The 14,573-nt window shown below is 56.4% G+C and carries 15 protein-coding genes; 5 read left to right on the forward strand and 10 right to left on the reverse strand.

The annotated features are described in order from the left end of the window. Window positions 1-86 precede the first annotated feature (86 nt). The 5 genes from anmK to pdxY all read left to right on the forward strand — a co-directional run bounded on the left by anmK (window position 87) and on the right by pdxY (window position 4,668). Entirely contained in the window at window positions 87-1,211 is a 1,125-nt protein-coding gene (anmK, locus tag H7R56_RS11225; RefSeq protein WP_106926794.1) for an anhydro-N-acetylmuramic acid kinase, read from the forward strand. 93 nt (window positions 1,212-1,304) lie between these two features. Then, window positions 1,305-1,628 carry a C-type lysozyme inhibitor gene (gene mliC, locus H7R56_RS11230; protein WP_106926796.1) on the forward strand — a complete coding sequence of 108 codons (324 nt, stop codon included), beginning with the start codon at window positions 1,305-1,307 and terminating at the stop codon, window positions 1,626-1,628. 57 nt (window positions 1,629-1,685) lie between these two features. Continuing rightward, a complete protein-coding gene (pdxH, locus tag H7R56_RS11235) occupies window positions 1,686-2,342 on the forward strand; it encodes a pyridoxamine 5'-phosphate oxidase (protein ID WP_106927049.1) in 657 nt (218 codons plus the stop codon). Window positions 2,343-2,467: 125 nt separating this feature from the next. Then, complete coding sequence (tyrS, locus tag H7R56_RS11240; protein WP_106926798.1) at window positions 2,468-3,742, forward strand: tyrosine--tRNA ligase; 1,275 nt, start codon at window positions 2,468-2,470, stop codon at window positions 3,740-3,742. 65 nt (window positions 3,743-3,807) lie between these two features. Beyond that, window positions 3,808-4,668 (forward strand): pyridoxal kinase PdxY, encoded by an 861-nt coding sequence (pdxY, locus tag H7R56_RS11245; RefSeq protein WP_106926800.1) that lies wholly within the window; start codon window positions 3,808-3,810, stop codon window positions 4,666-4,668. 60 nt (window positions 4,669-4,728) lie between these two features. On the opposite strand, the gene gstA is transcribed toward pdxY, so the two are convergent. The 10 genes from gstA to H7R56_RS11295 all read right to left on the reverse strand — a co-directional run bounded on the left by gstA (window position 4,729) and on the right by H7R56_RS11295 (window position 14,510). Then, entirely contained in the window at window positions 4,729-5,334 is a 606-nt protein-coding gene (gene gstA, locus H7R56_RS11250) for a glutathione transferase GstA (RefSeq protein ID WP_106926802.1), read from the reverse strand. Between the two features lie 146 nt (window positions 5,335-5,480). Then, a complete protein-coding gene (dtpA, locus tag H7R56_RS11255; protein ID WP_106926804.1) occupies window positions 5,481-6,986 on the reverse strand; it encodes a dipeptide/tripeptide permease DtpA in 1,506 nt (501 codons plus the stop codon). Window positions 6,987-7,580: 594 nt separating this feature from the next. Further along, the gene (nth, locus tag H7R56_RS11260) at window positions 7,581-8,216 is read right to left on the reverse strand and encodes an endonuclease III (RefSeq protein ID WP_106926807.1); all 636 of its coding nucleotides are present in this window, start codon (window positions 8,214-8,216) and stop codon (window positions 7,581-7,583) included. Beyond that, window positions 8,216-8,911 carry an electron transport complex subunit E gene (locus H7R56_RS11265; protein WP_106926809.1) on the reverse strand — a complete coding sequence of 232 codons (696 nt, stop codon included), beginning with the start codon at window positions 8,909-8,911 and terminating at the stop codon, window positions 8,216-8,218. The genes nth and H7R56_RS11265 overlap by 1 nt, the downstream gene beginning before the upstream one ends. 3 nt (window positions 8,912-8,914) lie before the next feature. After that, on the reverse strand, window positions 8,915-9,535 hold the full coding sequence (rsxG, locus tag H7R56_RS11270; RefSeq protein ID WP_106926811.1) for an electron transport complex subunit RsxG: 621 nt from the start codon (window positions 9,533-9,535) through the stop codon (window positions 8,915-8,917). An 8-nt stretch (window positions 9,536-9,543) separates the two neighbouring features. Further along, window positions 9,544-10,596 carry an electron transport complex subunit RsxD gene (gene rsxD / locus H7R56_RS11275; RefSeq protein ID WP_106926813.1) on the reverse strand — a complete coding sequence of 351 codons (1,053 nt, stop codon included), beginning with the start codon at window positions 10,594-10,596 and terminating at the stop codon, window positions 9,544-9,546. Continuing rightward, on the reverse strand, window positions 10,597-12,843 hold the full coding sequence (rsxC, locus tag H7R56_RS11280; protein WP_106926815.1) for an electron transport complex subunit RsxC: 2,247 nt from the start codon (window positions 12,841-12,843) through the stop codon (window positions 10,597-10,599). Continuing rightward, complete coding sequence (rsxB, locus tag H7R56_RS11285; protein WP_106926817.1) at window positions 12,836-13,411, reverse strand: electron transport complex subunit RsxB; 576 nt, start codon at window positions 13,409-13,411, stop codon at window positions 12,836-12,838. Before rsxB ends, rsxC begins: the two co-directional genes overlap by 8 nt. Continuing rightward, complete coding sequence (gene rsxA, locus H7R56_RS11290) at window positions 13,411-13,992, reverse strand: electron transport complex subunit RsxA (protein ID WP_064545680.1); 582 nt, start codon at window positions 13,990-13,992, stop codon at window positions 13,411-13,413. Before rsxA ends, rsxB begins: the two co-directional genes overlap by 1 nt. 77 nt (window positions 13,993-14,069) lie before the next feature. Continuing rightward, the gene (locus H7R56_RS11295) at window positions 14,070-14,510 is read right to left on the reverse strand and encodes a DUF2569 domain-containing protein (RefSeq protein WP_106926820.1); all 441 of its coding nucleotides are present in this window, start codon (window positions 14,508-14,510) and stop codon (window positions 14,070-14,072) included. Window positions 14,511-14,573: the final 63 nt, after the last annotated feature.

A 14,573-nucleotide genomic window follows, 5' to 3' on the forward strand; every position in this document is an offset into this window, starting at 1 on the left:
ATTGTTAAAAAATATTATTGGTTAATAGCATTACGTACGGCTTTATGCTGGAGTGTTAACTTTACAGAGCTGACTAAGGACGGCGTATGAAATCCGGGCGATATATTGGCGTGATGTCAGGAACCAGCCTTGATGGCGTGGATGTGGTGCTGGCGGTTATTGATCAACATAGCGTGGCGCAGCTGGCGAGCCTTTCCTGGCCCATCCCCATCGCACTGAAAGAAGCAGTACTGGCCGTTTGCCAGGGGCAGCCGCTCACGCTCTCTCAACTGGGCCAGTTGGATAACCGACTGGGGCATCTGTTTGCAGACGCCATTCTGGCGCTGATGGCTCAGGAAAAACTGGCCGCCCAGGATATTGTGGCCATCGGCTGCCACGGGCAAACCGTCTGGCATGAACCGACCGGCGATGCGCCCCATACCCTACAGATTGGCGACAACAATATTATTGCCGCCCGCACCGGCGTGAGCGTGGTGGGGGATTTCCGCCGTCGCGATATGGCCCTTGGCGGGCAGGGCGCGCCGCTGGTTCCGGCCTTTCACCAGGCGTTGCTGGCAGACCCCAGCGAGCGCCGCATGATCCTGAATATTGGCGGCATTGCTAATCTTTCGCTGCTGATACCCGGCCAACCGGTACGTGGCTATGATACCGGTCCAGGCAATATGCTGATGGATGTCTGGATCTGGCGCAGCCTGGGCAAACCGTATGATAAAGACGCCGAATGGGCGAATGAAGGTCGGGTTATTCTGCCGCTGTTGCAGGATATGCTGAGCGATCCTTATTTCGCCGCACCCGCGCCGAAAAGCACCGGCCGTGAGTACTTCAACTACGGCTGGCTGGCACAGTTCCTCGCACGCTATCCGGGGCTGCGCGCCCAGGACGTCCAGGCGACCCTGACCGAGCTGACGGCGGTGACCATCAGCGAGCAGGTGCTGCTGAGCGGTGGATGCGAGCGTCTGCTGGTGTGCGGCGGGGGCAGCCGCAACCCGCTGGTTATGGCGCGCCTTGCCGGGCTGCTTGCCGGAACCGAGGTGGCGACCACCGACGAATACGGCATCAGCGGTGATGATATGGAAGCGTTGGCCTTTGCATGGCTGGCGTGGCGTACCGTTGCCGGGTTACCGGGCAACCTGCCGTCGGTGACCGGCGCGTCACAGGCAAGCGTGCTGGGGGCCATTTTCCCCGCGAACCCACAGAATAATAAGAGTTAACTGACATCATCTTTTACACTGGGCCGGTAGACTTAAGCAAAACGGGAGTGTGAAAATCACTCCTTGACCAGGAATGTCGAAAGGCCCGGAAAAATGAAAAAACTTCTTATCGTTGCTCTCCCTTTTATGCTCGCAGGCTGTAGCGCCTATAACCAGTTTATGGAGCGGATGCAAACCGACACGCTGGAGTATCAGTGTGATGAAAAACCGCTGACGGTGCATCTCAACAACTCGCGCCAGCAGGTGAGCTTTATCTATGATAATCAACAGCAGACCCTTGCGCAGGGCGTTTCCGCTTCCGGAGCGCGTTATACCGACGGAATCTACGTTTTCTGGTCGAAAGGCAATGAGGCGACCGTCTACAAACGTGACCGTATCGTGTTGAATAACTGTCAGTTACAAAATCCTAAGCGTTGAGATTTTCAGGCGGGCGGCGCACAATAACGCCACCGAATGATTACGGGTTTCAACGCCATGTCTGACAACGACGATCTGCAGCAAATTGCGCATCTGCGCCGAGAGTACACCCGTGGCGGCCTGCGTCGCCACGACCTTCCCGCTGAACCGCTCCCGCTTTTTGAACGCTGGCTTTCTCAGGCCTGTGAAGCAAAACTGGCCGATCCGACGGCGATGGTAGTGGCAACGGTCGATGAAAACGGCCAGCCGTACCAGCGTATTGTTCTACTGAAGCATTATGACGAGAAAGGGCTGGTCTTTTACACCAACCTGGGCAGCCGCAAAGCGCATCAACTCGAGCAAAATCCGCGCATAAGCTTGCTGTTCCCGTGGCATATGCTGGATCGTCAGGTGATGGTTATTGGCAAGGCCGAGCGTTTATCGACGCTGGAAGTGGTCAAATATTTCCATAGCCGACCGCGCGATAGCCAGATAGGTGCCTGGGTGTCAAAACAGTCCAGCCGCATCTCCGCGCGCGGTATTCTCGAAAGCAAATTTATGGAGCTGAAGCAGAAATTCCAGCAGGGTGAAGTACCGCTGCCGAGTTTCTGGGGTGGTTTCCGCGTCTCTGTTGAACAGATGGAGTTCTGGCAGGGCGGTGAACATCGTCTGCACGATCGTTTTTTATACCAGCGCGAAGACGGTGCCTGGAAAATCGACCGGCTGGCGCCGTAATCCCCGAAATTTGTTGTTTTAAGCGCTAGCGCTGAGGGCGTCAGCGCTTTATTCTATAGAGCTTTCGCGTCTGGCGAAAAGTCGTGTACCGGCAAAGGTGCAGTCGTAAAGAGATGGAGAATTTGATGGCAAGCAGTAACTTGATTAAACAACTGCAAGAGCGGGGGCTAGTTGCCCAGGTAACGGACGAGGTAGCGTTAGCAGAGCGACTGGCGCAAGGCCCGATCGCGCTCTATTGCGGCTTCGATCCTACCGCTGACAGCTTGCATTTGGGGCATCTTGTTCCATTGTTATGCCTGAAACGCTTCCAGCAGGCAGGCCATAAGCCTGTGGCGTTGGTTGGCGGCGCGACCGGTCTGATTGGCGACCCGAGCTTTAAAGCCGCTGAACGTAAGCTGAACACCGAAGATACCGTTCAGGATTGGGTGGCCAAAATCCGTAAGCAGGTTGCGCCGTTCCTGGACTTTGACTGCGGCGATAACTCCGCCATTGCAGCGAACAACTACGACTGGTTCGGCAGCATGAACGTGCTGACCTTCCTGCGCGATATCGGCAAACACTTCTCTGTTAACCAGATGATTAACAAAGAAGCGGTGAAACAGCGTCTGAACCGTGACGATCAGGGGATTTCCTTTACCGAGTTCTCCTACAACCTGCTGCAGGGCTATGACTTTGCCTGCCTGAACAAACTGCACGGCGTTGCGCTGCAGATCGGCGGCTCTGACCAGTGGGGTAACATCACCTCCGGTATCGACCTGACTCGTCGCCTGCACCAGAACCAGGTGTTCGGTCTGACCGTTCCGCTGATTACCAAAGCGGACGGCACCAAATTTGGTAAAACTGAAGGTGGCGCGGTATGGCTGGATCCGAAGAAAACTAGCCCGTACAAATTCTACCAGTTCTGGATTAACACCGCGGATGCCGACGTATACCGCTTCCTGAAGTTCTTCACCTTCATGGACATTGAAGAGATCAATGCGCTGGAAGAAGAAGACAAAAACAGCGGCAAAGCACCGCGCGCGCAGTACGTACTGGCCGAACAGGTCACCCGTCTGGTGCACGGCGAAGAAGGGCTGGTGGCGGCGAAGCGCATCACCGACAGCCTGTTCAGCGGCTCCCTGAGCGCGCTGAGCGAAGCTGACTTTGAGCAGTTGGCTCAGGACGGCGTGCCGATGGTTGAGATGGATAAAGGCGCAGACCTGATGCAGGCGCTGGTCGATTCCGAACTGCAGCCGTCTCGTGGGCAGGCGCGCAAAACCATCGCGTCAAACGCGGTCACCATCAACGGTGAAAAACAGGCTGACCCGGAATACTTCTTCAAAGACAGCGATATTCTGTTCGGGCGCTACACGTTGTTACGCCGCGGTAAGAAAAATTACTGTTTGATCTGCTGGAAGTAATCTTTAGAAACAGGGGGGCGTGGGAAACTACGCCCCCCTTCTTTTTTGTCGTCTGAGTAGAACTAATGAACAACATTCTCGCCATTCAATCCCACGTTGTTTTCGGGCATGCGGGCAACAGCGCCGCCGAATTTCCTATGCGCCGTCTTGGCGCGAACGTCTGGCCGCTAAATACGGTGCAGTTCTCCAACCATACGCAGTATGGCCAATGGACGGGCTGCGTGATGCCGCCTGCGCACCTTACGGAGATAGTGCAGGGTATTGCGGCTATCGATCAGTTGAAACGCTGTGACGCCGTGCTGAGCGGCTATCTCGGGTCCGCAGAGCAGGGTGAACATATTCTTGGCGTCGTACGTCAGGTAAAAGCGGCCAATCCGCAGGCAAAATACTTTTGCGATCCGGTGATGGGGCATCCGGAAAAAGGGTGTATCGTTGCGCCGGGCGTGGCGGAATTCCACAAGCGTTATGCGCTGCCGGCAAGCGACATCATCGCCCCGAACCTGATTGAGCTGGAGATCCTTTGCGGTCATGATGTGCAGGACGTTAACGGCGCCGTGCAGGCGGCGCGCGAGCTTATCTCCCTGGGGCCGCAAATTGTGCTGGTGAAACATCTGGCGCGTGCGGGCTACAGCGCGGACCGTTTCGAAATGCTGCTGGTCACCGCTGATGAAGCCTGGCACATCAGCCGTCCGCTGATTGATTTTGGCGCACGCCACCCGGTGGGTGTTGGTGATGTGACCAGCGGGCTGCTGCTGGTCAAACTGCTACAGGGGGCTTCGCTGCAGGATGCGCTGGAGCATGTCACCGCAGCGGTGTACGAAATCATGGTTACAACGAAAGAGATGGGCGAGTACGAACTGCAGGTTGTTGCCGCGCAGGATGGTATTGCTAAACCAACCTGCCACTTTAGCGCCACTCAGCTGTAGTCGGCAGCGCCGGATTGCGGCGTAAAAGCGCCGGCTCTCTTATCGAGCCGGCGTGGGATATTACTTCAGACCTTCTGCGGCCAGTGCCGCCGCGACTGCCGGACGCGCTGCAACGCGCGCCATATAGTCGGCAATATTTTTGTATCCCGCCATATCCATCTTCACAGCAAACGCCCAGCGCAGCACGGTAAACAGGTAGGCATCGGCAATCGTGAAGCGAGCGCCGCTGATCCACTGTGCGCCAGCCAGCGACTCATCGATGTAGGCCAGTTTTTTATCCAGCAGCGCACGTACCGTTGGTTTGTAGTCTTCCGGAGTGTCTGGACGGAACAGCGGAGTAAAGCCTTTGTGCAGCTCGGTAGCGATGAAGTTCATCCACTCCAGCGTTTTGTAGCGGTTGATGGTGCCAACCGGTGCCAGCAGCTGGCGGTCGGCTACGCTATCCGCGAGGTACTGCATGATCGCCACGCCTTCGGTCAGCAGAGTGTTATCGTCCAGCAGCAGCGCCGGAACCTGGCCTTTCGGGTTGACCGCCAGGAAATCGTCACCGTTTTCCATACGTTTGTGCATCAGATCGACGCCAATCAGCGTAAAGTCCTTTCCGCTCTCCCGAAGCGTGATATGCGATGCGAGGGAACAGGCGCCGGGTTTATAGAACAATTTCATGGGTAACTCCTTCAGACTATGATTATTTTTGTTCTCTACTGGCAGAAGGGCACCAATAGATATGAAGGTATGTTAGTGCTTGCGGTAAGAAAAAAAAAGCCGCTAACAGCAGTTAGCGGCCCAAAATTATTCGTTTCCCGATGACGTTAGGCGGAAGCGACTTTACCTTCAGCAGTTGCTTTTGAGTCGTCCTGAGTCATGCGGTTCAGCTTAGGTGCGGTCAGCAGCATCAGTACGGCAATCACGGCAGTCGCGACGCCAATCTGCAGGAACACGCGGCCGTATACTTCCAGCGACATCAGCGGATCGGTCACATTTTCCGGTACTGCCATCATGCCAGCGACATAGCCGCCAATGATGTTTGCGCCGGCAGTGGTCAGGAACCAGCTACCCATGATGAAGCCCATCAGACGTTGCGGTACCAGCTGTGCCACCATCGCCAGGCCCAGACCGGAGATCATCAGTTCACCGATGCTCTGCAGGCCGTAGCTGATGATCAGCCAGTTCACGGAGACGATACCAGCGTCAGAGGCGAATTTTGCCCCCAGCGGCAGAATCAGGAACGCACCGGAACACAACACCATACCTATGGCAAACTTGGTTGGCATCGGCAGGGTATCACCCATTTTGTTATAGATAGCGGCCAGAATCGGGCTACCGATAATAATCCAGAACGGGTTCAGCGCCTGATACTGTTCCGGCTCGAACGCGATGCCCAGAATGGTGTGCTCAACGTTACGAATCGCGAAGAAGTTCAGCGACGTCGGCATCTGGCTGTACAGCACGAAGAAGATGATGGCTTCGAGCATCAGGATAAAGGCCACAATCATTTTACGACGCGGCGCACCGGACATCGCGAAAGTTTCTTTACCAAAGATAATCACGATGCCCAGCGCGATCACGCCCAGAACCATACGTGCGATGCCCTGGTTGTGCAGCAGCCAGGTGGCAACGGCAACCAGAATAACCACGCCTACGATGGTCAGCAGCAGGTTACGGAAGTTAACCGGCTCGAAGTCAGGTTTAGAACCGTACTGTTTCACCCAGCGCTGGCAGAAGGCGAAGTTCACTACGGTGATCAGCATACCCACAACGCTCAGTGCGAATGCGGTGCTCCAGCCGTATTTGGCCGCCAGCCACGGGGTTGCCAGCATAGAGAAGAACGAACCGATGTTGACGGACATGTAGTACATGGTGAATGCACCGTCCAGACGCGGGTCGTCTTTGGCATAGCAGGTAGACAGCAGAGAGGACGGGTTGGCTTTGAACAGGCCGTTACCCACAGCGATAGCCGCCATACCCATATAGACGATACCGGCGTCGTGCCCTGACCACGCCACTAAAGCGTAGCCGATAGCGAGGACCACGGCCCCCAGCATAATAACGCGCTTGGTGCCCAGTACTTTGTCGCCCAGCCAGCCGCCGATGGCAACCAGACCGTAGACCAGAGCACTGAAGGAGGAGAACAGCGTAATGGAGTCTGCTTCAGACATACCCAGCTGTTTCACCAGATAAACGGCCATAATGCCTTGCAGGCCGTAGAAGCCGAAACGCTCCCATAACTCGATGGAGAAAATGAGATAGAACGCTTTAGGCTGTTTGAAGGCGTTTAAGCTAACGCTTTCCGTTGGTTTATTGTTTGCAGTAGACACATATACCTCTTATTTACATCCCATCTTAATGGGGGGTGTACTGGGCGGAGATGCTCTTTTTGGCACCCGCCTTATAGTTATTCTGGAGGGAAACGGGAAGTAATGTTCACTATCCTGCGCCTGCAAACAAGGATTTTGCAATACTCTGTTACAAATAAAAAGACTGGCACAAACGACCATCTTTGCAAATGTTATTTAGCGTTAAATTTCACGCTTTAAAAATAGATGGTTTTTTCTTCTGGTATTGGGCGGGAAACTGTGGGATATAACGATATCTTCTGCTGATCGCGCTTAGAAGTAGTGATATAGGCTGGATTCTGAAAAAAAGCTGGATGATCGTTTTGTTGGCTGCAAATGTTGCATTGTGATGATGACGGCAGATTGTGCGTAAAGAAACATAAATGCAACATTATGTTGCATGGCTGTTCATGTCAGTGTTTGTATAGAAATTTTCGCTAGTGATGACGTATTTAATCTGCAAAATCGTTATATAAGCGATATAAATGCCAAATACTGAATAAATATATGGTGTTAATTGCGGTTGGCGCGAGAGGGTGGCGGCGTGCCATCGACTTGCCACGCCGCAAAAATGCGCTACGGGTCGGTTTTCTCTTTGTATTCACAGAGATCTTCGATGATGCAGGAGCCACAGCGTGGTTTGCGGGCGATACAGGTGTAGCGGCCATGCAGAATCAGCCAGTGGTGACAGTCAACCTTGAACTCGGCAGGGACAACCTTTAACAGCTTCTCTTCAACCTGTTCGACGTTTTTACCCGGTGCGAAGTTTGTCCGATTGCAGACGCGGAAAATATGCGTGTCGACGGCTATTGTCGGCCAGCCAAACGCGGTGTTGAGGACCACGTTGGCCGTTTTTCGGCCCACGCCCGGCAGCGCTTCCAGCGCAGCGCGATCTTCCGGTACCTGACCGTCGTGCAGCGCCAGCAGCATACGACAGGTCTTGATGACGTTTTCTGCCTTGCTGTTAAACAGACCGATGGTTTTAATGTATTGCTTCACGCCGTCAACGCCGAGATCCAGCATTGCCTGCGGTGTGTTGGCCACCGGGTAGAGCTTGGCCGTGGCTTTGTTGACGCTGACGTCGGTCGCCTGTGCCGACAGCAGAACCGCAATCAGCAGTTCAAACGGTGAGGTAAAATTCAGTTCAGTGGTCGGATGCGGGTTGTTGTCCCGCAGGCGGCTCAAAATCTCCAGGCGTTTGGCTTTGTTCATCAGGCTTTCTCTGCCGTTTCAACGCTCGCGCCTTCCGCCGTAGCGGCCTGCGCGCGTCGTTGTTTCGTCCGTTCATCAATCAGGTATTTGATTGCCAGCAGCATGCCCAGGCCGATAAACGCGCCCGGCGGCAGCATAGCCAGCAGGAAAGGGGTGTCGGTATGGAAAACTTCAATGCGCAGCGCTTTTGCCCAGCCGCCGAGCAGACCATCGGCCCCGTCGAACAAGGTACCGTTGCCGAGCAGCTCGCGCAGAGAACCCAGCACAAACATGGTGCAGGTAGCTCCCATGCCGATTGCGAAACCATCGAGCGCCGACAGCGCCGGGCCCTTCTTCGCCGCAAAGGCTTCGGCGCGGCCAACGACAATGCAGTTGGTCACAATCAGTGGAATAAAGATCCCCAGAGACTGATAAAGGCCAAACGCATAGGCGTTAATCAGCATCTGTACGGCGCTGACCACTGAGGCAATGATCATGACGTAAATAGGAATACGAATCTCCGCCGGCGTCCAGCGACGCAGGCTGGAGATAGCCAGGTTGGTCAGGGTGAGCACCAGCGTGGTCGCCAGACCCAGACCCAGCGCATTTGTGGCGGTTGAGGTGACCGCCAGCAGCGGACACATGCCTAAAAGCTGAACCAATGCGGAGTTGTTCTTCCAGAGCCCCTGGACGATAACTTCTTTAACCTCGCTCATGATTTACTCTCCGCAGGCTTGCAGTTGTGAAAGTTGATTCGGTAGGGTTTCAGCATACAGCCCTGCGCGTTTAACTGCGTTGACCACCGCGCGTGGGGTAATCGTCGCGCCGGTAAACTGGTCGAACTGGCCACCGTCCTTTTTCACCGCCCACTGACCGTCATCTGCACCCGCGATTTTTTTGCCAGCAAAGAAGGTTATCCAGTTGGAGAGGCGTAGCTCGATTTTATCACCGAGGCCGGGTGTTTCATGGTGCTCGGTTACCCGGGTCCCAAGAACGGTACCGTTAAAATCGGCACCAACCAACAGCTGGATTGCCCCGGAGTAACCGTCCGGCGCGGTGGCTTCCAGCACGGCGGCAACCGGTTTATCGTCCAGGCGAGCGATGTAAACTTTGTGCGTACCTTTACCCAGCTCGGGAGCGTTCACCACAAAGCAGCTTTTCAGCAGTGAATTATTATAGCTGTCGGCGGGGATCACCTGCTGGAACAGCGCGTTTTGCTGCTTTTCAGCCTGATCGTCAATGGTGTGCTTCGTCAACTGGTTGATGGCCGCCGTAAGCCCGGTTGAGCCCGCCGCGAACAGCGCCAGCGTCACACCGTGTTTGCGCATGGTTTTTAACATCTCAATCCTCAGCGGTGTCCGTAAACGCGCGGGCGCGTGTAGTAGTCGATCAGCGGCACGGTGATATTGGCCAGCAGCACGGCAAAGGCCACGCCGTCAGGGTAGCCGCCGAAGCTGCGAATCAGCCATACCAGCAGGCCCGCCAGCGCGCCAAAGATCAGGCGCCCGCGGTTGGTGGTGGATGCCGTTACCGGATCAGTCAGAATAAAGAAGGCACCGAGCATGGTTGCCCCTGACAGCAGATGCATCTGCGGCGAGGCGACGCTTTCCGGATGCAGCAGCCACCCGAGCGTTGAACAGAAGGCCAGACTGACCAGGAAACTGACCGGAATATGCCAGCGAATCGCTTTCTGCCAGAGCAGGAACAGGCCGCCGACCAGATAAGCGACATTCACCCATTGCCAGCCAATACCGGCCAGCGCACCGTGATAAATGGCGGCGTTGAGAACGGTTTCGACCGGCTGACCGGCATGAAGTGAGGTTTTGAAGGTGTCGAGCGGCGTGGCCTGACTGATACCGTCAATGCCCAGCTTCAGCGCGTTCATATCCTGACCCGCCGTCGTATGGCCAGTGAAAATCACCTGCAGCGCATCCATAAACCCCGGCGTCACGGCGGCAATCCCGTGCGGTGGCGGCCAGGATGTCATCTGTACGGGGAAAGAGATCAGCAACACCACGTAGCCAATCATTGCCGGGTTAAACGGATTCTGACCCAGCCCGCCGTACAGCTGCTTGGCGATGATCACTGCAAAGACGGTCCCCAGCACCACCATCCACCACGGGGCGAAGGGGGGAATACTGATGGCCAGCAGCAGGCCGGTTAGCAACGCCGAGTTATCGGCTAGCGTCCGGGCGATATTCTGCCTACGCAGACGCAGTACCAGCGCTTCTGCGAGGCAGGCAGCAACGATAGCGAGGATGAGCTGTATAAAGGTTCCCCAACCAAAAAACCAGCTCTGCACCAGAATGCCGGGCAGTGCGGCGACGATCACCAGCATCATGATACGAGAGGTCTGGCGATGGTTATGGGTATAAGGGGAACTCGCGATCTTGAAAACCATTTAATCCTCGTTAACGGCCTGAGCGGCTTTCCGGGCTTGAACACGGGCAATAGCAGCGGCAACGGCGGCTTTGCGTGGGTCGTCATTGGCGGCAGCTTCGCTGACGTCCTGTTGGGCGGCTTTGCGCGCTTTAGCCCGGGCAATCGCGGCTTCAACCGCGGCTTTACGTGGGTCGACGGCGTCGCTGACGGTTTCAGCAGGCGCCGCTTCCGGCTGCTGGGCGGCTTTGCGCGCTTTGGCTCGGGCAATCGCGGCTTCAACCGCGGTTTTGCGCGGGTCGACGGCGTCGCTGACGGTTTCGGCAGGCGCCGCTTCCGGCTGCTGGGCGGCTTTGCGCGCTTTGGCCCGGGCAATCGCGGCTTCAACCGCGGCTTTGCGCGGGTCGACGGCGTCGCTGACGGTTTCGGCAGGCGCCGCTTCCGGCTGCTGGGCGGTTTTGCGCGCTTTGGCTCGGGCAATTGCGGCTTCAACCGCGGCTTTACGCGGGTCGACGGTATCGTTGACGCTTTCGGCCGATGCTGCTTCCGGCAGCGGGTCCTGCGCTTTACGCGCTTTCGCGCGTGCAATAGCAGCCTCAACGGCGGCCTTGCGTGGATCTGACGCTTCACTCGCATTCAGGCGTTTTTCCGCCTGGGCAGCGCGCGCCTGCGCTTTACGCGCTTCACGCGCGGCGGCTACGGCGCTGTTGTCCGGTAGCGCACCGGACTGAATGATAATCGGCTGCGTTGCCTGCTGTTGTTTTTCCCGCACGCGCGCCAGGGCTGCGTGGATAGCATCCTGATCTTTAGCGGCAGGCTGAACGGCGGCTTTCTTATGACGCTCTTCACGAGCAATTTTCTCTCGTTCGAGACGTTGCTGGCGGGCTTCGAAACGAGCTTTCGCTTCCGCAGCGCGCTGCTCTTCCTGGCGAATCGCGTGAATTTCTGCTTTTTCCTGACGGAAATACTGCACCAGTGGAATGCTGCTTGGGCACACCCAGGCGCAGGCGCCGCACTCGATACAATCCGAGAGATTGTGCGCCGTCGCTTTATCGTGCTGTTGACCTTTACTGAACCAGTAAAGCTGTTGTGGCAGCAGGTCGGCCGGGCAGGCGTCGGCACAGGCGCTACAGCGAATGCAGCCCTTTTCTTCTTCCGGTTCACCCATTTCAGACGGGGATGGCGCTAGCAGGCAGTTGGTGATTTTGACTACCGGCACATCGAGCCAGGGTAGGGTAAAGCCCATCAGCGGGCCGCCCATAATCACCATTTGATCGCTGACGGGGCAGAAACCCGCGTGGCTAAGCAAATGTTTCACCGGCGTGCCGAGACGCGCCCACACGTTGCCTGGCATGCTGATCGATTCACCGGTCAGGGTGACGACGCGTTCGGTCAACGGCTCGCCGTCAATAACGGCACGCTTGACCGCGTAGGCCGTACCCACGTTTTGCATCAGTACGCCAATATCCGACGAGCGGCCACCGTGGGGCACCTGTTTACCGGTCAGAATCTGCGTCAGCTGCTTCGCACCGCCGGACGGGTATTTCGTCGGGATGACGCGCAGGCTGATACCGTGGCAGCCTGCCAGCACCGCACGCATCATCGAAATGGCCTGCGGTTTATTGTCCTCAATGCCAATCAGCACCTGCTGCGGCTGCAGGATGTGCGCCAGGATCTGAATACCTTCAACAATCTGCGCCGCGCAGTCCTGCATCAGGCGATCGTCTGCGGTGATATACGGTTCGCATTCTGCGGCGTTAATGATCAGTGTATCAATTTTGTCACCGCCGCCGCGCAGCTTGTTACCCGTCGGGAAACCCGCGCCGCCTAAGCCGGCGACGCCAAACTGATGAATACGCTCAATCAACGCTTCGCGGCTGCGGTTTTTGTAGTCGTTCCAGCCATCGCGGGCGATCCAGCGGTCCTCACCATCGGCATCAATGATGACGCTCATTTCCGGCAGGGCGGACGGATGGGCGGTGGCGTGCGGCTCAATGGCCACCACCGTCCCGGAGGTCGGCGCGTGTACGGGGAGCATACGGCCCCAGCCGCGGGTAAGCGGCTGGCCGCGCAGCACGCGATCGCCGGGCTGCACGCACAGTTCACCTTCGGCGCCAATGTGCTGCTTCAGAGGAATCACAAAACGCTGGGCGAGCGGAATCTGACGCAGCGGCGTACCGTTAGACTGCGTTTTCATTTCGGGCGGGTGAATGCCACCGTCGAAATCCCAGATTTTGTCTTTTCTGAAGGCGGAGAATAGCTTAAGCATGGTGTTCCACAGGAATAATTCGTACCGGGATCGTTTGCAGGTCCCATTTCCAGCTTTCGGTGGTCGTCTCTACCGGGCGCAGCGTAATACACTGCGTCGGGCACGGTGCCACGCACAGATTACAGCCGGTACACAGATCGCTCACGACCGTATGCATGGCGCGGGTGGCGCCAATAATGGCGTCAACCGGGCAGGCCTGGATGCATTTGGTGCAGCCGATGCAGTTATCTTCATCAATCACTGCCAGCATGCGGGCCGGCTCGGGGGCCGCATCGTCGCCGTCAATCGGCTGTGGGTCTACGTTCAGCAGGGCAGCGATTTTCAGCATAACGGCTTCGCCTCCGGGGGCGCAGCAGTTGATTTTTTCACCGTTGCTGACCGCTTCGGCGTACGGGCGGCAGCCGGGATAACCGCATTGCCCACATTGGCTTTGCGGCAGCAGTTCATCAATTTTTTCTACGACCGGGTCGTCTTCAACGGCAAAACGGCGCGAGGCGTACCCGAGAATGACGCCAAAAATCAGCCCGAGCAGGCTGATCGCAGCGACAGCAATCCAGAAGGTCATCATTACAACTTCACCAACCCACTAAAGCCCATAAAGGCCAACGACATTAAACCTGCGGTAATTAGTGCAATGGCGTTGCCGCGGAACGGGGCCGGCACGTCGGACACCACCAGACGTTCGCGAATCGATGCGAACAGCACCATCACCAGCGAAAAACCGACGGCGGCGGAGAAACCGTACAGCGCGGATTGCAGGAAGTTGTGGCCAAGGTTGATATTCAACAGCGCCACGCCCAACACGGCGCAGTTGGTCGTGATAAGCGGCAGGAAAATCCCCAGCAGGCGATACAGCGCGGGGCTGGTTTTCCGCACGACCATCTCGGTGAACTGGACAACCACGGCGATGACCAGAATAAAGGCCAGCGTGCGCAGGTAGACTAAATCCAGCGGAATAAGAATCCAGGTATCGATAAGCCAGGCGCAGATCGAGGCGAGCGTCATGACGAAGGTTGTCGCCAGCCCCATTCCCATTGCGGTTTCCAGTTTTTTGGAAACGCCCATAAACGGGCACAGCCCAAGGAACTTCACCAGGACGAAGTTATTTACCAGAACTGTACCGATAAAGAGCAATAAATAGTCAGTCATCATTCGACCTGTAACAAAAAAAGCCACCTATTATCTGACAAAGCGCGTCGGGCGACAACAGGGTAACAGTGGGGTTATTACGCACGCGTAAACGTACGCTTTACCCGCTGGGAACGTTTGAAGTAGGGCACGATTAGCGCCGCCGCTAACAGCGGAAGCAGAAGCTGGCGCACGGCCAGGTCGTCAGAGATCGGCGAAAACGCGAACGCTTTAACCGCCAGCAGTACGCCAACCATCAGCCAGATAATGTAGTGTTTAGGAACGTTGCGGCGGCGTTTGAAGAAGGCAATGGTCAGCCACAGCGTGTAATACCACATGGCAATAAACGACAGGAACGACGCGGCTAATAGCAGCATGTTACTGCCGCCCATTTCTTTTACCAATGCCAGAGTGTGCGGCGTCAGCAGGACGTAACCAAATTTAGCCAGGGTGATGGTGATGCTCAACAGCTGCACGAGCAGCCAGGCCAGCGGGCCAAGTAACCATCCGCCAATACGTTCTGCAGAATTATCCGACATTGTGTCTCCCGAAAATCAGCGCCAGTGTTGCATGGAAAAATACAGGTCGAGGAGTATAAGCAA

It is taken from the genome of Klebsiella sp. WP3-W18-ESBL-02 (assembly GCF_014168815.1).
Lineage (GTDB): Bacteria > Pseudomonadota > Gammaproteobacteria > Enterobacterales > Enterobacteriaceae > Kluyvera > Kluyvera ascorbata_B.